The 18,454-nt window shown below is 69.9% G+C and carries 15 protein-coding genes; 3 read left to right on the top strand and 12 right to left on the bottom strand.

Annotated elements, in window-relative coordinates; translation table 11 throughout:
- Positions 1–18 precede the first annotated feature (18 nt).
- From ACFYXB_RS02395 to ACFYXB_RS02360, 8 genes are all read right to left on the bottom strand, one after another.
- Positions 19–1,296, bottom strand: coding sequence for a thymidine phosphorylase (locus ACFYXB_RS02395; protein WP_389577430.1), 1,278 nt, complete (start codon positions 1,294–1,296; stop codon positions 19–21).
- 91 nt (positions 1,297–1,387) lie between these two features.
- Positions 1,388–1,789 (bottom strand): cytidine deaminase, encoded by a 402-nt coding sequence (locus ACFYXB_RS02390; RefSeq protein WP_389576921.1) that lies wholly within the window; start codon positions 1,787–1,789, stop codon positions 1,388–1,390.
- Positions 1,786–3,048, bottom strand: a complete 1,263-nt coding sequence (locus tag ACFYXB_RS02385) for an ABC transporter permease (RefSeq protein ID WP_389576919.1) — start codon at positions 3,046–3,048, stop codon at positions 1,786–1,788. Before ACFYXB_RS02385 ends, ACFYXB_RS02390 begins: the two co-directional genes overlap by 4 nt.
- Positions 3,048–4,169: an ABC transporter permease gene (locus tag ACFYXB_RS02380; RefSeq protein ID WP_351346393.1), complete on the bottom strand. Its 1,122-nt coding sequence runs from the start codon at positions 4,167–4,169 to the stop codon at positions 3,048–3,050. Before ACFYXB_RS02380 ends, ACFYXB_RS02385 begins: the two co-directional genes overlap by 1 nt.
- Complete coding sequence (locus tag ACFYXB_RS02375) at positions 4,166–5,869, bottom strand: ABC transporter ATP-binding protein (protein ID WP_389577428.1); 1,704 nt, start codon at positions 5,867–5,869, stop codon at positions 4,166–4,168. The genes ACFYXB_RS02380 and ACFYXB_RS02375 overlap by 4 nt, the downstream gene beginning before the upstream one ends.
- A gap of 394 nt (positions 5,870–6,263) precedes the next feature.
- Complete coding sequence (locus ACFYXB_RS02370) at positions 6,264–7,313, bottom strand: BMP family protein (RefSeq protein ID WP_389576917.1); 1,050 nt, start codon at positions 7,311–7,313, stop codon at positions 6,264–6,266.
- 224 nt (positions 7,314–7,537) lie between these two features.
- Entirely contained in the window at positions 7,538–8,566 is a 1,029-nt protein-coding gene (locus ACFYXB_RS02365; protein WP_389576915.1) for a BMP family protein, read from the bottom strand.
- Between the two features lie 271 nt (positions 8,567–8,837).
- Positions 8,838–10,067, bottom strand: a complete 1,230-nt coding sequence (locus ACFYXB_RS02360; protein WP_351346387.1) for a M20 family metallopeptidase — start codon at positions 10,065–10,067, stop codon at positions 8,838–8,840.
- A gap of 285 nt (positions 10,068–10,352) precedes the next feature.
- On the opposite strand from ACFYXB_RS02360, the gene ACFYXB_RS02355 reads away from it, so the two are divergent.
- Positions 10,353–11,033 carry a class I SAM-dependent DNA methyltransferase gene (locus ACFYXB_RS02355; RefSeq protein WP_389576913.1) on the top strand — a complete coding sequence of 227 codons (681 nt, stop codon included), beginning with the start codon at positions 10,353–10,355 and terminating at the stop codon, positions 11,031–11,033.
- On the opposite strand, the gene ACFYXB_RS02350 is transcribed toward ACFYXB_RS02355, so the two are convergent.
- Genes ACFYXB_RS02350 through ACFYXB_RS02335 form a run of 4 tightly spaced genes read right to left on the bottom strand, consistent with a single transcriptional unit; the run spans position 11,030 to position 15,781 of the window.
- Entirely contained in the window at positions 11,030–12,109 is a 1,080-nt protein-coding gene (locus ACFYXB_RS02350; RefSeq protein WP_389576912.1) for a hypothetical protein, read from the bottom strand. The genes ACFYXB_RS02355 and ACFYXB_RS02350 overlap by 4 nt on opposite strands.
- 50 nt (positions 12,110–12,159) lie before the next feature.
- Positions 12,160–13,098, bottom strand: a complete 939-nt coding sequence (locus ACFYXB_RS02345) for an N-acetylneuraminate synthase family protein (RefSeq protein ID WP_351346381.1) — start codon at positions 13,096–13,098, stop codon at positions 12,160–12,162.
- 14 nt (positions 13,099–13,112) lie between these two features.
- Complete coding sequence (locus tag ACFYXB_RS02340) at positions 13,113–14,411, bottom strand: cytidylyltransferase domain-containing protein (RefSeq protein ID WP_389576910.1); 1,299 nt, start codon at positions 14,409–14,411, stop codon at positions 13,113–13,115.
- Between the two features lie 50 nt (positions 14,412–14,461).
- The gene (locus ACFYXB_RS02335; protein WP_389576908.1) at positions 14,462–15,781 is read right to left on the bottom strand and encodes a DUF6716 putative glycosyltransferase; all 1,320 of its coding nucleotides are present in this window, start codon (positions 15,779–15,781) and stop codon (positions 14,462–14,464) included.
- Positions 15,782–15,979: 198 nt separating this feature from the next.
- On the opposite strand from ACFYXB_RS02335, the gene ACFYXB_RS02330 reads away from it, so the two are divergent.
- Together ACFYXB_RS02330 and ACFYXB_RS02325 are read left to right on the top strand one after the other, a co-directional pair.
- Positions 15,980–16,957 (top strand): glycosyltransferase family 2 protein, encoded by a 978-nt coding sequence (locus ACFYXB_RS02330; protein ID WP_389576906.1) that lies wholly within the window; start codon positions 15,980–15,982, stop codon positions 16,955–16,957.
- Positions 16,954–18,288 carry a polysialyltransferase family glycosyltransferase gene (locus ACFYXB_RS02325; RefSeq protein WP_389576905.1) on the top strand — a complete coding sequence of 445 codons (1,335 nt, stop codon included), beginning with the start codon at positions 16,954–16,956 and terminating at the stop codon, positions 18,286–18,288. The genes ACFYXB_RS02330 and ACFYXB_RS02325 overlap by 4 nt, the downstream gene beginning before the upstream one ends.
- Positions 18,289–18,454 lie beyond the last annotated feature (166 nt).

The raw sequence follows: 18,454 nt of genomic DNA, 5'->3' as shown, positions 1-18,454 counted from the left end.
CCTCCGCCGCTCACGAACTCAGGCGATCCGCTCCAGCACCACCGGCGTCGCCGAGAACTCGGTGCCGGCCGGTGCGATGTCGTACGAGCCCTCCACGGCCTCCAGTGCGTATGCGAAGCGTTCCGGGGTGTCCGTGTGGAGGGTCAGGAGGGGCTGGCCCTCGCGGACCTCGTCGCCCGGCTTGGCGTGGAGTTCGACGCCCGCCGCCGCCTGGACCGGGTCCTCCTTGCGGGCGCGGCCCGCGCCGAGGCGCCAGGCCGCGATGCCGATGTCGTAGGCGTCGAGGCGGGTGAGGACACCCGCCGACGGAGCCTTGATGACGTGCTGTTCCTTCGACGTGGGCAGCGCGGCGTCCGGGTCGCCGCCCTGTGCCGCGATCATCCGGCGCCATACGTCCATGGCGGAGCCGTCGGCCAGGGCCTTCGCGGGGTCGGCGTCCTTGATGCCCGCCGCGTCCAGCATCTCGTGGGCCAGGGCGAGGGTGAGCTCGACGACGTCCGCGGGGCCGCCGCCCGCCAGGACCTCCAGGGACTCGCGGACCTCGAGCGCGTTGCCCGCCGTCAGGCCCAGCGGGGTCGACATGTCGGTCAAGAGCGCGACCGTCTTCACGCCGTGGTCCGTGCCCAGGCCCACCATCGTGGACGCCAGTTCCCGCGCGTCCTCGATCGTCTTCATGAAGGCGCCCGTGCCGACCTTCACGTCCAGGACCAGCGAGCCGGTGCCCTCGGCGATCTTCTTCGACATGATCGACGAGGCGATCAACGGGATCGCCTCGACCGTGCCGGTCACGTCGCGCAGGGCGTACAGCTTCTTGTCGGCGGGGGCCAGGCCGTCGCCCGCGGCGCAGATCACCGCGCCGACACCGTCCAGTACGGACAGCATCTCCTCGTTGGACAGCAGCGCGCGCCAGCCGGGGATCGACTCCAGTTTGTCCAGCGTGCCGCCCGTGTGACCCAGGCCCCGGCCCGACAGCTGGGGCACGGCGGCCCCGCACGCCGCGACCAGCGGGGCCAGCGGCAGCGTGATCTTGTCGCCGACGCCGCCCGTGGAGTGCTTGTCCGCCGTCGGACGGGACAGCGACGAGAAGTCCATGCGCTCGCCCGACGCGATCATCGCCGCCGTCCAGCGGGCGATCTCACGGCGGTTCATGCCGTTGAGCAGGACGGCCATGGCGAGCGCGGACATCTGCTCGTCGGCGACCACACCGCGCGTGTAAGCGTCGATGACCCAGTCGATCTGCTCGTCGCTCAGCTCACCGCGGTCCCGCTTGGTGCGGATGACGGAGATGGCGTCCATGGCCATGGGGTGCGTTCCTTCCGGGGGGTGCGAAACCCGCGGCCCCTCCGGTGACCGTCGATGAGATCGACTCGGAGGGGCCGCAGGGGAGTTACTTGGAGAGGTGGTCGGGCCCGAAGGCCTGGGGCAGCATCTCCGCCAGTGGCAGGACGCCCGCCGGGGTGTCCAGGAGCAGGCCGGGCCCGCCGAACTCGTACAGCAGCTGCCGGCAGCGGCCGCACGGCACGAGCAGCTCACCCGTGCCGTCCACACACGTGAAGTGCGTGAGCCGGCCGCCCCCTGTGCGCCGCAGCTCGGACACCAGCCCGCACTCGGCGCACAGGCCGAGCCCGTACGAGGCGTTCTCGACGTTGCAGCCGGAGACGGTGCGCCCGTCGTCGACGAGGGCCGCCGCGCCGACCGGGAACCCCGAGTACGGCGCGTACGCGTGGGACATGGCGTCCCGGGCCTCGGCCCGCAGCGCCTCCCAGTCGACCTCGGCGGGCCCGGTCACTTGCCCTGTCCCTTCCGGTACGGCAGACCGTCCGCCTTGGGCATCCGCAGGGACTGCGCGGACAGCGACAGGACGAGCAGGGTGACGATGTACGGGGTGGCCGTCACGAGCTGGCGCGGAACCTCGTTCGTGGAGACGTACCAGACGAACATCAGGGCCGAGATCGCCAGCGTGACCAGGGCGGGGACGTACCTCTTGCGCCAGGCGAGGTATGCCGCGCCGAACACCAGCAGGATCGCGAGCAGCAGGATCAGCGCGTGGACGTTCACGGTGCCGCCGCGCAGGTTGAGACTGTCGGTGTAGCCGAACAGGCCCGCGCCGAGCGCGAGTCCGCCCGGCATCCAGTTGCCGAAGATCATCGCGGCGAGACCGATGTAGCCACGACCGGCGGTCTGGCCGTCGAGGTACACGTTCGAGGCGACGATCGACAGGAAGGCACCGCCGAGGCCGGCGAAGCCGCCCGAGATGATCACCGCGATGTACTTGTACTTGTAGACGTTGACGCCGAGGGACTCGGCCGCCACCGGGTTCTCACCGCAGGAGCGCAGCCTGAGGCCGAAGGCCGTGCGCCACAGCACCCACCAGGTGGCCGGGACGAGCGCGACCGCGATGACGGTCAGCGGCGACAGGTCGGTCACCAGACCGCCGAGCAGGCCGGCGATGTCCGAGACCAGGAACCAGTGCTTCTGGTTGAGGGTGTCCAGCCAGCCGGACAGGCCCGGAATGTCGAAGCTGCCCAGCGAGTCGATCGGCGGGGACTGCTTGGCCGAGCCCTGCGGGGCGTCGGCGAAGGTGAACTTCGACAGATAGCGCGTGGTGCCGAGCGCCAGGATGTTGAGGGCCACACCGGAGACGATGTGGTTGACGTTGAAGGTCACGGTGGCGATGGCGTGCAGGACGGCGCCCAGGGCACCGCCGATGATGCCGAACGCCACGCCGGCCCACGGGCCCCACTGGTAGCCCGCCCAGGCGCCGAACCAGGTGCCGAGGATCATCATGCCCTCGAGGCCGATGTTGACGACGCCGGAGCGCTCGGACCACAGGCCGCCGAGGCCCGCGAGGCCGATCGGCACGGCGAGGCGCAGTGCGGTGGACATCTGGCCGGTCGAGGTGATGCCGTCCGCGCCGGTGATGAGGCGGACGATCGAGGTGAGCACCAGCACGCCCGCGATGATCAGCAGGAGCACCGGGAGCGACATACGGCGGCTGCCCTTGCCGGGCTGCTGCGCCTTCGGCTTCGCGACGGTCGCGGTGGTCATCAGGCCGCCACCTCCTTCTTGGTGTTCTGGGCGGCGGCCGCGGCCAGTTCGGCGCCGACCTGGCGCTGCTGGCGGCGCAGACCCCACTGGCGTACGGCCTCGTACGAGATGACGACCGCGAAGACGATCAGGCCCTGCATGATCGTGGCGATCTCCTTCTCGTACGCCACCGGGGTCGCGTAGTCGAGGGCGGGCGAGGCCTTCTCCAGGAAGGCCCACAGCAGGGCGGCGAGTGCGATGCCGCCGGGGTTGTTGCGGCCGAGCAGGGCGATGCCGATGGCGGTGAAGCCGACGCCCGTGGGGAAGCTCAGGCTGTAGGTGTGGGTGTCGCCGAGCAGCAGCGGCAGACCGGCCAGGCCCGCGACTCCGCCGGAGATCAGCATGGAGATCAGCACCATGCGCTTGGCGCTGACGCCGGAGGCCGCGGCGGCGGACTCGGAGGCGCCGGTGGCGCGCAGGTCGAAGCCGAAGCGGGTGCGGTTGAGGACGACCCAGTAGGCGATGCCGAGCAGGATCGCGAGGAAGACCAGGCCGTAGATCTCACCGACGTCGGAGCCCAGGTTGATGCCGGGGAACCAGCCGGACTCCTTCATGATGCCGGTCGTCATGTTGTTGCCGACCTGCACGCCCCACACGTTGGAGAGGGTGACGTAGCCGATGAGGGCGGTCGCGATGGAGTTCAGCATGATCGTCGCGACGACCTCGCTGACACCCCGGGTGACCTTCAGGACACCCGCGATACCGGCCCAGAAGGCGCCGGTGAAGACGGCGACCAGCAGGAGCAGCGGGATCTGCAGGAAGCCCGGGAGCGCCACGTTGGCGCCGACCACGGCGGTCATCACCACGGCGAGCCGGTACTGGCCGTCGACGCCGATGTTGAACAGGTTCATCCGGAAGCCGAGGGCGACCGCGATGGCGGCGATGTAGTACATCGACGCCTGGTTGATGATCAGTACCTGGATGTCGGAGTAGGGCAGCTGCTCCAGCATCAGGCTGTACGGCTCGATCGGGTTCTTGCCCGACGCGATCAGTACGACCGAGGTCAGCACGATCGCCAGGACGAGCGCGATGACCGGGCCGGCCACCGCGAGGAGCACCCGCTCCTTGTCGAACTTCTTCATCGGGCCTCGTCCTCCGGACCGGCGGCTTCCTCAGGGGTTTCCACATGCTCAAGGTGACCGGACGCGGCACCGGTCATGGCCGAGCCGAGCTCCTCCGGGGTGACGGTGGCCGGGTCGGCGTCGGCGACCAGACGGCCGTCGTAGATCACCCGCAGGGTGTCCGACAGGCCGATCAGCTCGTCCAGGTCGGCGGAGATCAGCAGCACGGCCAGGCCCGCGCGGCGGGCCTCGCGGATGCGGTCCCAGATCTGCGCCTGGGCGCCGACGTCCACGCCGCGGGTGGGGTGGGCGGCGATCAGGAACTTCGGGTCATGGCTCATCTCGCGGCCGACGATCAGCTTCTGCTGGTTGCCGCCGGAGAGGGAGGCCGCGGTGACGTCGATGCCGGGCGTGCGGACGTCGTACTCCTCGACGATCCGGCGGGTGTCGGCCTGGGCGCCCTTGGGGTCGAGCCAGAAGCCCTTGGCGTTGGGCTTCTCGGTGACGTGACCGAGGATGCGGTTCTCCCAGAGGGGGGCCTCCAGGAGCAGGCCCTGGCGGTGGCGGTCCTCGGGGATGTAGCCGACGCCCTGCTCGCGGCGCTTGCGGGTGGGCCAGGGGGTGATGTCCTCGCCGAGGAACCGGATCGTGCCGGAGTCGGCGTTCTTGGTGCCGATCAGCGCGTCGATGAGCTCGGTCTGGCCGTTGCCCTCCACGCCGGCGATGCCCATGACCTCGCCGGCGTGGATGGTGAAGGTGACGTCGTCGAGGACGCGCTTGGCGTCGCCGGGGGTGGCGGCCTCGGTGAGGACGTCGCCGCCCGCAGCGGCGCCGGCCGCGCCGGGCGTCGCGGTCTCGGCGAGCGCGCCGACCTCTCCCAGAGATGCGCCGCCGCGGGCGAAGACGGTGAGGCCGCGGACCTCGATCACGGCCCGGTCGGTGACCGTGGACTCGGCGGTCTCGGGGGTGGGCAGCTCGCTGCCGACCATCATCTCGGCGAGCTGACGCGAGGTGGTCTCGGCGGGTATGGCCGTACCGACCGTCGTCCCCCGCCGTATGACGGTGATCTCGTCCGCCACGGACAGCACCTCACCCAGCTTGTGCGAGATGAAGATGACGGACAGGCCCTCGGACGTGAGCTCGCGCAGGTTGTCGAAGAGCGCGTCGACCTCCTGCGGGACCAGAACGGCGGTCGGCTCGTCGAGGATCAGGATCCTGGCGCCGCGGTAGAGGACCTTGAGGATCTCTACGCGCTGCCGGTCGGCGACGCCGAGGTTCTCGACGAGCGTGTCCGGGCGTACGCCGAGCCCGTACCGGTCGGAGATCTCCTTGATCTTCTTCCGGGCGCCGCCACCGATGCCGTGCAGCTTCTCGCTGCCCAGCACGACGTTCTCGAGGACGGTCAGGTTGTCGGCCAGCATGAAGTGCTGGTGGACCATGCCGATGCCGCGGGAGATGGCGTCGGCGGGGCTGCCGAAGCTCACCTGCGCGCCGTCGACCGCGATGGTGCCCTCGTCAGGCTTCTGCATGCCGTAGAGGATCTTCATCAGGGTCGACTTGCCCGCACCGTTCTCGCCGACGAGGGCGTGGACGGTTCCTTTCCGGACAGTCAGGTGGATGTCGTGGTTGGCCACGACACCCGGGAATCGTTTGGTGATCCCCGCCAGCTCGACCGCGACTGTCGACTCTGCGGTGAGCGGAGGGCTGCTGGACGCGTCGATGGCGCACACTCCTCGGAAAAGGGGCCGCTCTACACGCGTAGCACCCCTGCTTTAAATAGTGCCCGGACCTGATCGATCTCTTTCAGCTCTCGATCCGTTCCGAGCATTCTGCCGCGCGGACGGGGCGCAGGCGGCCCCGGCGCCGAATTCGCGTCGTCCGCCCGCAGGGCGGGCCGGTCGGGGTCTGGTGCGTGCGATCGCAAGGCGCCGGATGGTCCTCGTAGCGGAACTACTAGGGCCATCCGGCAACGCCGCGAGCGCGCGTGCCAGGCGTCGACCGGCGGGCGCGAGTTCGGCGCCGGGGCCGATCCTTCCTACGCCCCGTCACGTGGCCGTAACGGTGTCATTACGGCGCACTTTTGGCCATGCCTGGGGCAGGCCCATGACGCTCCGGTCAGGAGGTCTTGACCTGGATGGTGCCGTTCTTGATGCCTTCCTCGGCCTTCTTGAGCGCGGCCTGGAGGTCGGCGTTGTTCTTGAAGGTCGGGTTGGACTCGGAGATGCCCACACCGCCCGAGTTGAGGTCGCCGCGGATCTCGCCGGACAGCGGCTTCTTGTCCTTGAGGACGGACTTGGCGAGGTCGTACACCGCGCCCTCGACGTTCTTGAGGGCCGAGGTCAGGATGGAGTCCTTGTACTTCGCCAGCGCGGACTGCGCGTACTGGTCGGAGTCGACACCGATCGCCCACACCTTGTGCTCGGCGGCGGCCTGGATCACACCCTGGCCGGACAGGCCGGCCGCGTGGTAGACGACGTCCGCGCCGGCCTCGATCTGCCCGTTGGCCGCGTCCTTGCCCTTGTCGGGGCTGGAGAAGCCACCCTCCTGGGGGGTCTGGGTCAGGTACTGCTTCTCGATCTTGATCTTCGGGTTGACCGACTGCGCACCCTGGATGTAGCCCGCCTCGAACTTGTGGATCAGCGGGATGTCCACGCCACCGATGAACCCGATGTGGTTCTTCTTGGTGGTCTTGGCGGCCGCGACACCGGCCAGGTACGAGGACTGCTCCTCGTGGAACACCATGTCGGCGACGTTCTTCGCCTGGATGGTGTTGTCGTCGATGATGCCGAAGGTGATCTTCGGGTACTTGGCGGCGACCTCCTTGACCGCCGGCGCGTACACGAAGCCGACGCCGATGATCGGGTTGTGGCCCGTCTTGGCGAGCTGCTCGAGCCGCTGCACCTTGTCGGCGTCCGTCTCGCCGTCCTGCGGCTCGATGTCCTGGCCGCTGACGCCGAAGTCCTTCTCGGCCTTCTGGAAACCGGCGTAGGCGGCATCGTTGAAGGACTGGTCGCCCTTGCCGCCGATGTCGTACGCCAGGCCGATGCCCTTGGACTTGCCGCTGTCGGAGGAGGAAGAGGTGGACGAGCTGCCACAGGCGGAAACAGTGACGGCAAGGGCTGCGGTTGCAACGCCTGCAACCGCTATACGGGACACCCGGCGCATGGAACGAGACTCCTTCGTGCAAGCGCCCATACCAGGCGCTGGTTCCGCCGCAGCGTAACGCGCGTAGACCGGACGGAAAACCCCTTCTGTCCGGTCCGTTACCGAGCTGTGGCCACACTCACGCCCCAGGCTACGGACAGCTGAACGCCCCTTGCGCGAGGCAAGGGGCGTCCAGGCTGCGACGATGCGCGTGCGGCCGTACGACCGCGGTCAGACCGTGCGGATCACTCGGTGTTGACGGTGATCTTGCCGGAGATGATGTCCTCCTTGGCCTTGTCGACCGCGGAGACGACGTCGGTCATCGCCTTGTACTTCGGGTTGGTGTCGGCGAAGCCCACGCCGCCCGACTTGAGGTCGCCGCGCACCTCACCGTTGAGCGGCTTGCCCTCGACGACGGACTTCGTGAGGTCGTAGACCGCGCCGCCCACGTTCTTCAGGGCCGAGCCGAGGATGGAGTCCTTGTACTTGGCCAGCGCCGACTGCGCGTACTGGTCGGAGTCGACACCGATCGCCCACACCTTGTGCTCGGCGGCGGCCTGGATCACACCCTGGCCGGACAGACCGGCCGCCTGGTAGACGACGTCCGCGCCGGCCTCGATCTGCCCGTTGGCCGCGTCCTTGCCCTTGTCGGGGCTGGAGAAGCCACCCTCCGCGGGGGTCTGGGTCAGGTACTGCGACTCGATCTTGATCTTCGGGTTCACGGACTTGGCGCCCTGGTCGAACCCGGCCTCGAACTTGTGGATCAGCGGGATGTCCACGCCACCGATGAACCCGATGTGGTTCTTCTTGGTGGCCTTCGCCGCCGCGACACCGGCCAGGTACGAGGACTGCTCCTCGTGGAACACCATGTCGGCGACGTTCTTCGCCTGGATGGTGTTGTCGTCGATGATGCCGAAGGTGATCTTCGGGTACTTGGCGGCGACCTCCTTGACCGCCGGCGCGTACGCGAAGCCGACGCCGATGATCGGGTTGTAGCCGGACTTGGCGAGCTGCTCGAGCCGCTGCACCTTGTCGGCGTCGGACTCGCCGTCCTGCGGCTCGACGTCCCGCCCGCCGATCTTGAACTCGGTCTGGGCCTTCTGGAAGCCGGCGAAGGCGGCGTCGTTGAAGGACTGGTCGCCCTTGCCGCCGATGTCGTACGCCAGGCCGATGCCCTTGCCCGAGTACTTGCCGGATTCGTCGGTCGAACCCTTGGACTCCGAGCTGGACTTGCCGCACCCGGCGGCCGCGAGGGCGATGACCGCGACGGTCACCGCAGCTTGGGAGAACCTCGTCCTCCGAAAGTTCAGACGCACAGCAAGCACCCCTTCATCCCCACGGCACCGTCACCGGCCCGCTTCCCCATGTGCCGCCTCTGGTGGCGATTCGGCGCACAGTAACGCGCGTAGAAGGGGAGGGGAACGGGGTTTCTCCGTGCCGTTATCGATTCGTGCCGCCCGCGCGTTACAACCGGCCGCCCCGGGTTACACACGGGTGACACAAGCGGACGAAGGAGCGCCAACCGGCGCCCCTCCCCCAGCACCTCTAACGCTCGGCGTCGAGCAACACAGCCGCGGTGAACAACTCCACGCCCACGGCGATGGCGGACTCGTCGGCGTCGAAGTCCCCTTGATGCAGATCCCGCACCATCCGCTCACCCGGCGCCCGCACGCCGAGCCGGGCCATGGCCCCCGGCACATGCTCGAGATACCAGGAGAAGTCCTCACCCCCGAGGCTCTGCTCCGTCCCCTCCACGGCCTCGACTCCCCGCCGGGCGACCATGGCGTCCCGCAGCAGCTCGGTCATCGCCGGATCATTGACGACGGGCGGCACGCCGCGCACGTAGTTGATCTGCGACTTGGCCCGATGCAGCGTCGCGACCTCGTCGATCGCGGCGTGCACCACGTCCGGAGCGGTCCGCCAGGTCTCCAGATCCAGACACCGCACGGTTCCCGACAGCTCGGCGTGCTGCGGAATCACGTTCGGCGCGTGCCCCGACTCGATCCGCCCCCAGGTGACGGCGAGCCCACTGCGACTGTCGACGCGCCGAGCCAGGACCGCCGACACATCGGTGACGACACGAGCGACAGCGGTCACCAGGTCCGTCGTCAGATGAGGCCGGGCCGTATGCCCGCCGGGGCCGTCCAGCGAGACCTCCAGCCGGTCGCACGCGCTGGTGATGGCGCCCACCCGCAGTCCGATCTTCCCGGCGTCGACCTTCGGATCGCAGTGCACGGCGATGATCTTCCCCACCCCGTCGAGCGCCCCGCACTCGATGACGTCGGCGGCACCGCCGGGCAGCACCTCCTCGGCGGGCTGGAACAGCAACCGCACGGGCCGCGGCAGCCGCCCCTCCCGGTGCAGCTCGGCGAGCACGAGGCCGGCCCCCAGCACCACAGCCGTATGCACGTCGTGCCCGCACGCATGGGCCCGGTCCGGCACGGTCGACCGGTACGCGCACTCGGTCTTCGTGTCGGGGATGGGCAGCGCGTCGATGTCGGCCCGCAGGGCGAACAGGGACCCCTCGGCCGTGCTCCCCTCCTCCGCACCGATGTCACAGACGAGCCCGGTTCCGAGGTCGAGGACGCGGGGTTCGAGCCCGGCCTTCTCGAGCCGCGCCTTGATGGCGGCGGTCGTACGGAACTCCTGGTTGCCGAGCTCCGGGTGCATGTGCAAGTCGCGGCGGAACGCCACGAGTTCGGCGTGCAGCGCCTCGCTGAGCACGCCGGGGAGCACGGCTTTCCCGGGCAGATCGGCCTCGGACTCTCGGGACATCAATTGGTTCACCCTCTGAAGGGTAGGACGCCGGTACGGTCAACTGCCTGGCGATCAACAAAACTTCAGTCCGTTAGGGGAAGAAAAACTGACCGTCGGGCGCATAGCTATCAACTGAGATGGGTACACTCGCCCGACTTCCGACCGAGTCGATCACGGAAACCCCCGAAGCGCCACCCACGCGCACCCGGGCACCCATCCCCCAACGGATACCACGCCCGGCCCAAGCCCCACTGGAGCCGTCCACCCACCGAAACCCGGCGTCCTTCGGTAACGTCCGCCGGTGTGACCCACGCGCCTTTGGACTTCCTCCGCGCCACCAGCACGTCCTACGACGCCATAGCCAAGGACTACACGGCCCTCCACCCCGACGGTCTGGCCCACCACCCCCTCGACCGCAACCTGATCACCGTCTTCGCCGAGCTGGTCAGGGCCAACTCCGACGCCCCCGTCGCCGACCTCGGCAGCGGCCCCGGTCACGTCGCCGCCCGGCTGCACGCGCTCGGTGTCCCCGTGTTCGGGATCGACGTCTCCCCCGGCATGGTCGCCCTCGCCCGCGAGGCGCACCCCGCGCTCCGCTTCCACGTGGGGTCGATGACGTCCCTGGACCTCCCGGACGAGAGCCTGGGCGGGATCCTCGCGCTGTACTCCACGATCCACGTCCCGGACGACCACCTGCCGACGGCGTTCGCGGAGTTCCATCGCACGCTCGTCCCCGGCGGCCATGTCCTGCTGGCCTTCCAGTCGGGCAGCGAGGACGGCCACCGGCGGCTCACCGAGCGCTTCGGCCACGAGATCGACCTCGACCTCTACTGGCGCACCCCGGAAACGCTCGAGGCCCGCCTCACAGAGGCGGGCCTCGAACCCCGTACCCGGATCCTGCGCGAGCCCCACGGCGAGGAGACGCTCCCCCGCGCCTTCGTCTACGCCCACAAGCCCGCACACGAACCGGTGCGCCCGTCCTAACCCAGGCCCACCGCAGCCAGCCGAGTGACGTCCCGGGCCGTCCCCGTGACCCCCGACAGGAAGCCCTGTGCCCGGGGCGAGGCGTTCTCCGTGAGCCACCCGGGGTCGATGTCGCACACCGCGACCCGGACCCCCGTGCCGGCCAACGCGAGCGGCAGCGTGTGCACGACAGTCGAGGGGAAGCTCAGCACCGTACGCCCGATGGGGCCCCGCCGCGCGATCAGCTCGAGCGGCAGGTCGGGCCGTACGATCTCCAGTCCGGTCTGGGTCGCGAGCCGGTGGAGTTTCTCCGTGCTCTCGCGGCGGTGGGCGAAGTAACGCGTCGCCCCGTGGGCCTTGGCCAGGGTCTGGACGGCTTCCAGATACCGGTCGCCGTCCACCACCCCGGTCTCGACCAGGGACGTGCCCACCATGTCCGCGCCCTTGGTGATGCGGGGCGGGCCGAAGCGGGCGCGGGTCCACCCGAAGTCGTTGGCCGTGACCGTGACTCCGGGCGGGGTCTCCTCCATCGGCATGGAGGAGAACACCTCCACCCGGCGGCCGCCCTTGGGGGTGAGCCGGCGCCGGGCCGAGGAGGAGACGGGCGCGAACAGCAGGTCGCGCGCGCCGGGGCGGCCGCCCTTGCGGTGCCAGCGCACGAGGCGCTCACCGCGGGCGAGCTGGGCGACGAACTCCATCGTCGCCGTGCCGTCGTCGACGACCACCAGATCCTTGGCCCGGGTGATCGTCAGCAGCAGTTGCACGTAGCGCGAGAACGGGTCGCCCATGACGATCCGGTCCGCGCGCCGCAGTGCGCCGGCGAGTGAGCCGATGGTGTGGAAGGGCGCGGTCGTACCGCCCCGCGCCTCCTCCCAGCGGACCTGGTGCCCCTCGTCCCGGGCCAGGTCGGCCATGCGGCGCAGCTGGCCCCGGGTCATGGGGTCGGTGGGTGACAGGACGACGACCAGGAGTTCCGCCGCACCCCCCGGCAGCGCGCGCAGGTGCGCCCACTCCAGGACGTTCAGCAGCTGGACCGGGCTCTCCACGAAGGCGAGCGTGCGGGGGGTGGGGCCGGTATTACCGGCGCGGCGGCTCATCGACGTACGACCGTCCCGTCGTCGTAAGGCGTTCAGGATGCTGAGGTCGTTCAGACCGTGACGGGCTCGCCGGCCGCGGCCGCGATCTCCGCCTCGGCGACGACACCGGCGACGCGGCGCAGCTTCTTCATCGGGCCGAGCTCGGAGTCGTAGACCTTCTTGACGCCGTCACCGAGGGAGGCCTCGATGGTGCGGATGTCGCGGACGAGGCGCACGAGGCCCTGCGGCTCGACGGAGGCGGCCTGGTCGGAGCCCCACATCGCGCGGTCGAGGGTGATGTGACGCTCGACGAAGGTCGCACCGAGCGCGACCGCGGCGAGGGTGGTCTGCAGGCCGGTCTCGTGGCCGGAGTAGCCGATCGGGACGTTCGGGTACTCCTGCTGCAGGGTGTTGATGACGCGCAGGTTGAGCTCCTCGGCCTTGGCCGGGTAGGTCGACGTGGCGTGGCAGAGCAGGATGTTGTCCGAGCCGAGGACCTCGACCGCGTGGCGGATCTGCTTCGGGGTCGACATGCCGGTGGAGAGGATGATCGTGCGGCCGGTGGCGCGCAGGGCCTTCAGCAGCTCGTCGTCCGTGAGGGAGGCGGAGGCGACCTTGTGGGCCGGGACGTCGAACTTCTCCAGGAAGGCGACGGCCTCGGTGTCCCACGGGGACGCGAACCAGGAGATGCCCTTGTCCTTGCAGTACGCGTCGATCTGGCCGTACTCGTCCTCACCGAACTCCACGCGGTGGCGGTAGTCGATGTAGGTCATCCGGCCCCAGGGGGTGTCGCGCTCGATGTCCCACTGGTCGCGCGGGGTGCAGATCTCCGGGGTGCGCTTCTGGAACTTGACGGCGTCGCAGCCGGCCTCGACGGCCACGTCGATCAGCTTGAAGGCGTTCTCGAGCTCACCGTTGTGGTTGATGCCGATCTCGCCGCAGACGTAGACGGGCTGGCCGGGGCCGGCGGTACGCGAACCGAACTGGCGCAGGCGGGAGTTGGTGCTCATGGCAGAAGATGTCCTTACTTGGTGAGGGAATCGAGAGAGGGGCCGAGGATCCAGCTGGCGATCTCTCGGATCGCGCCGTCGCCGCCAGGGACGGTGGTGACCGCGCGTGCGGCGCCGCGCACGACGTCGTGGGCGCTCGCGACCGCCACGGGCCAGCCGACGAGGGCGAAGCACGGGAGGTCATTGACGTCGTTGCCGACGTAGAGCACGCGCTCGGGCGCGATGCCCTGCTCCTCGCACCACTGCTTCAGTGCGAGGTCCTTGCGGTCGATGCCGTGCAGGACCGGGATCTTGAGCTTCCGGGCCCGGGCGGCGACGACCGGATTCTGTTCCGAGGACAGGATGAGCATCGCGAGGCCGCTCCTGCGGAGGGCGGCGATGCCGAGTCCGTCCCCGCGATGCACGGAGACGAACTCCTTTCCATCGGCGTCGATCAGTACCCGGTCGTCCGTCTGGGTGCCGTCGAAGTCGAGGACGACCGCGTCGATGTCGGCGGCGGTCGGGAGGGCGCCGGGCCTGTCCGCGTCGAACAGCGGGGCCAGGGCGCGGGAGCGGGCGAGGTCGTGCGGGTCGTCGACCTCCAGCACGCGCGCGGGGTCCGTGCGGACGAGTTCCGTACGGCCGAAGAAGCGGTGCTGGTGCTTGCGGAAGCCGACCGCGTCCATCGCGTAGGCGGCGCCGGTCTCCAGCAGGTCCTGGGGGCGGTCCTGTCGGCGCGGGCGGAACGACTTGTCGTGGTTGACGCCGTAACCGCCCTCGGTGACCGTCGAGTTGGCGACGGCGACCGCTCCGCCGACGGCGGCCTGGGCCTGGGTGTCGACGACCGCCGGGTCGTCGCCGGCGTCGCGCCAGATGAATCCGTGGAAGGGCGCCACGGTCACCGCGGTGTCGGCGCCGTTCTCGACGACGGCCGCGGCGACCCCGTCCACGTCCTCGCGGACTAGGAACGGGCTGGTGCACTGCACGAGCAGCACGACGTCCACGGCCGAGCCGTGCAGGGCCTCGTGGGCGTCCATGGCGTGCAGGACGGCGGCCTCGGAGGTGGCGGTGTCGCCGGCGATGGCGGCGGGCCGCAGCACGACCTCGGCGCCGGCCTGGCGGGCGGCGGCGGCGATGGCCTGGTCGTCGGTGGACACGACGACGTCGGTCACCAGGCGGGAGGCCCGGCACTCACGCACGGCGCGGGCCACCAGGGGCACGCCGCCGACGGGGGCGAGGTTCTTCGCGGGCACACCCTTGGAGCCGCCGCGGGCCGGGATCACCGCGAGGACGCGGCGCACCTCGGCGCCGTGACCCGCTTCGGGGTGGGACATGGGCTCTTCTCCTTGAGGCGACTGACGCGCCTGACGCGGAATCCGGTCGCTCACAGCTCTCCCATTCGGCGGATCACGGGGGCCACCCGCTGGACGCCGTGGCGGTAGGCGCCGCGGGCGGCGCGGCGCACAATCTGGCGCACGGGTCCCGGCGCCTTGTCGGGGGCGGGCGCCCCGGGCAGCGGGGAGCCGTCGGGACCGAGGTGGTGGCGGGCGAGGATCCCCGGCAGATAGCCGGGCGCGGTCTCGGTCGTGTAGTAGGGGTTCAGGGGCGGCAGGCCACCGGGGCGGCCGAGCAGCTTGGTGATCCGCTCGCGCGCCGCGTCGAACGACGAGCCGTAGGAACCGTCGGCGGCGACGCCCTGCCGGGCGACCCACTGCTCGTCGGGCACGGGGCGGTGTCCGGCGTCGAGCTGGTCCCAGGAGGCGAGGCAGCCGGATCCGACGAAGTGGTGGTTGCCGAGCGCCTCGCGGATGCCGAGGTCGCTGAGGACGACCGTCGGAATACGGCGGTGCAGGGCTTCCAGCGCGGCCGTCGAACTGACGGTGACGAGCAGGTCGGTGCGGTCGAGGACCTCGCCCATGTGCCCGTACACCAGGCTGAAGTTGGCGGGCAGGTCCTTGCCCTGCGCCAGCTTCTGATAGGGCAGTTCCTCGATGTGGGTGGTGTGTTCGCCCGGCCGGGAGCGCAGCTTGAGCAGCACCTCGCGCTCGGGGTGCTTGCGCGCGTGCTCGATCAGCCGGTTGAGCAGGTACGTACGGTCCTTGCGGCTCTCCGGCACGGAGGGCTGGGCGGCGAACACGACGGTGTACGGCTCGTGTTCGCCGGCGTAGGGCGTGCCGCCGAGGAACGGCAGCGCGACCTCGGTGACCGACGAGGCGTCGGCGCCCACTCCTTCGTACACGGCGCGGAAACGCTCCGCGTCCTGGCGGGAGTTGGCGAGGACGAGGTCGGCTCCGTGCCGCAGCAGGAGTCCGTCGGCGAGCTTCTCGTAGACGACGCCGACATAGCCGGTGACGACGACGGGACGCGGGCCGGTGCCCCAGGCGTTCCGGAACCCGTGCAGCATCGCCTGGACGCCGCCGCCGACCAGCGCAAGGACGAGAATGTCGTACGACTCCTCGGTCATGGCGCGCAGGAACTCGACGCCGGTCACTTCGCGGAGGGAGTCGGCGCGGACGCCGATCTCCCGCAGCTGGCGAGCGGTGGGGGTGGCACGACCCCGCAGGAGGTAGCCGTCGAGACGGATGTCCGAAGCGGCGGAGTCGTCCGAGGCTATGCGGCTCGCGGTGAGCGCGCCCCACTTCCACCGGGTGTCGGAATCCGCGAGGACGGCGATCCTGAGGGACTTCGTTGCACTGGCTGACACGTCGAAGACGCTAGGAAGGTATTCCTAGGATCTGCCCAACCCAAACACAACAAACGGTTAACAGCACATCTCCGAATGGCGAATCAGCCCGGGATAAGGCCGGAAAATCGCCTGGTTCACAGGTTCGCCACGCGTCGTTCACCTGGTATCAAGCAGACAGTCAAGACTAATGACGGGCGCCCCCCTAACGTCCAGTACGTGGTCAAGCTCTCCGTCATCGTGCCGTTCTACAACGTGCAGCAATACGCCCCGGACACCCTGAGGAGCCTGCGCGCGAACGCGCGTGAGGACTTCGAATTCATTCTCGTCGACGACTGCTCGAGCGACGGGACACCTGAGATTCTGGCGCGCGCCGAGCGCGAGCTGCCAGGCGCAGTCAATGTCAGACATGTGAAGAACGGGGGACTGGCCACCGCGCGCAACACCGGCATCGACCGCGCGCGCGGTGAGTACGTGACGTTCCTGGACGGCGACGACTGGCTCGCCCCCGGTTACTACCCCCAGCTGGTCGCCGCCATCGAGGGTCTGGGCTGCGACTTCCTGCGCACCGACCATGTGCAGACCACGGCGCGGGCGCGGACCGTCCACCGTGTGCCGCACGGCCGACGGAACGTGGTGATGAACCCGCGGGAGGCGATCCTGCCCACCGACCGGACCACTTCGGTCGACTACGCCTACGCCTGGGCGGGCGTCTATCACCGCCGGCTGATGGACAAGGGCCTGCTGCACTTCACCGACGGGCTGCGCACGGCCGAGGACCGGCCGTGGATCTGGAAGCTGCACCGGGAGGCGGATTCCTTCGCCGCGGTGAATCTGCTCGGAGTCTTCTATCGGCGTGGCGTCGCCTCGTCACTCACCCAGATCGGTGACGTGCGACAGCTCGATTTCATCCGTGCGTTCGACCAGGTCATCGAGGAAACCGCGCAGGACCCGGAGGCGGACACCCTCCTGCCGAAGGCCGTCCGCACCTACTGCGCAATCATTTCCCATCATCTGGGATCCATCGAAAGGTTCGAGCCCGCGGTGGCGAAGAAGCTGAAATCAATGAGTGCCGCGGCACTGCGGCGCATGCCGCAGGGCGTGCTGGACGACGCCCTGGACTCCATGGACCTCCAGCGCGCCACGAAGCTGCGCCGGCTGCGCCGCCGTCCGGCCGCCTCGGGGGTCGCCGCGTGACGACCCAGATCTTCCAGGCGTCGACGCTGTATGGCGCGGCCACGCTCGCCGCCGCCCTGGACTCGGGCTGCTTCGGTCCCGCCGACCGCCGCATCCTGCTGGTCTCCAACAACGCCGCGACGCCCGAGACGACCCCGGGCCTGGACGAGATGCCGGGCTTCGAGCGGCTGCGCGACCGCTTCGACGACGTGCTCTCGTACAACGAGACGATCTTCCCCTTCCACCCCGGGGGCTGGGCGCCGCGGCTGGAGGACCTTCCGCTCTGGGAGCGGTATCTGCGCCTCGCCTGGAAGCTCGGGGACGACGACGTCGAGTTCGCGGTCGAGTCGATCCAGGTCAACCCGTCGCTCAGCCTTACGCAGATGTTCACCGGCGCGCCGGTCACCGTGTACGCGGACGGCCTGATGAGCTACGGCCCGACCCGCAACAAGATCGACCCGCTGGTCGGCACCCGCGTGGACCGGCTGCTCCACCTCGACCTGGTGCCGGGCCTGAAGCCGCTGCTGCTCACCGAGTTCGGCGTGCCGGCGGAGATCGTGCCGACCCCGGCGTTCACCAAGGTGCTGGCCGAACTCGTCTCCAGCGGTGACGACCTGCCCGACATCGAGGAACCCGCGCTGCTGCTGGGCCAGTACCTCTCCGCGCTCGGTATCCTCAGCGCCGCCCAGGAGGAGGACCTCCACGTCCGCATGCTGAAGGGCGCCCTCGCACTCGGCCACACCCGGATCGTGTTCAAGCCGCACCCGACCGCGCCGGCCCGCTTCACCCGCACGCTGGAGCAGGAGGCCGAGAAGCTCGGTGCCGAGCTGACCGTCCTGGACACCCCGGTCCTCGCCGAGGTGCTGTACCAGCGGATGCGTCCCGCGCTGGTCGTCGGCTGCTTCTCCACGGCCCTGCTCACCGCGTCGGCGCTGTACGGCCTGCCGACCGCCCGCGTGGGCACGGACACGCTGCTCGACCGGCTGTCCCCCTTCGAGAACAGCAACCGTGTCCCGATCACCGTCGTGGACGCACTGCTGCCCGAGCTGTCGGACCGCGCCGCGGTCACCGAGCAGCGCCGGGGCATGGACGTCGACGCGCTCGGCCCGCTGGTGCGGGCGGTGGGTTTTGCGATGCAGCCGAAGATCCTCCCGCAGCTGCGGGAGGAGACCGAGGCCTATCTCACCAAGAACCTGAACGAGAAGACCCTGCGCTACTTCAAGCGCAAGCGTCTGACGTCCCTGGCGCTGCCGGGCGGGGTGCCGTCCCAGCTGTCGTTCCTGCCGCGCAACGCGACGGTCCGCCGTATGGCCCGCAAGGCGCGCAATCTGCGCCGGGTCGTACGTCGCTGAACTCACCCCCCTTCGCATCCGACACCGCTTCCCGGGCGCGGGGGGGGGGGGGGGGGGGGCCCCCCCCCCCCCCCGCGGGGGCCCCGCCCCGGGACTGTGGGTTACGGGCCGGTTTTGGGGGGGGTGCCTGGAAACCCCCGCCCGGGGGGGGGGGGCGCGGGGCCCC

Source organism: Streptomyces sp. NPDC002619, from assembly GCF_042889305.1.
Classification (GTDB): Bacteria; Actinomycetota; Actinomycetes; order Streptomycetales; family Streptomycetaceae; genus Streptomyces.
Note: the sequence above shows the minus strand (reverse complement) of the source record. Positions and strands in the feature narration are given on the sequence as shown.

Bases quoted from the DNA above. Each gene is read 5' to 3' on its own strand.
- ACFYXB_RS02350 (WP_389576912.1), bottom strand. From the start codon at position 12,109: ATGAGCCGCCGCGCCGGTAATACCGGCCCCACCCCCCGCACGCTCGCC.
- ACFYXB_RS02340 (WP_389576910.1), bottom strand. From the start codon at position 14,411: ATGTCCCACCCCGAAGCGGGTCACGGCGCCGAGGTGCGCCGCGTCCTC.
- ACFYXB_RS02380 (WP_351346393.1), bottom strand. From the start codon at position 4,169: ATGAAGAAGTTCGACAAGGAGCGGGTGCTCCTCGCGGTGGCCGGCCCG.
- ACFYXB_RS02360 (WP_351346387.1), bottom strand. From the start codon at position 10,067: ATGTCCCGAGAGTCCGAGGCCGATCTGCCCGGGAAAGCCGTGCTCCCC.
- ACFYXB_RS02370 (WP_389576917.1), bottom strand. From the start codon at position 7,313: ATGCGCCGGGTGTCCCGTATAGCGGTTGCAGGCGTTGCAACCGCAGCC.
- ACFYXB_RS02395 (WP_389577430.1), bottom strand. From the start codon at position 1,296: ATGGACGCCATCTCCGTCATCCGCACCAAGCGGGACCGCGGTGAGCTG.
- ACFYXB_RS02385 (WP_389576919.1), bottom strand. From the start codon at position 3,048: ATGACCACCGCGACCGTCGCGAAGCCGAAGGCGCAGCAGCCCGGCAAG.
- ACFYXB_RS02345 (WP_351346381.1), bottom strand. From the start codon at position 13,098: ATGAGCACCAACTCCCGCCTGCGCCAGTTCGGTTCGCGTACCGCCGGC.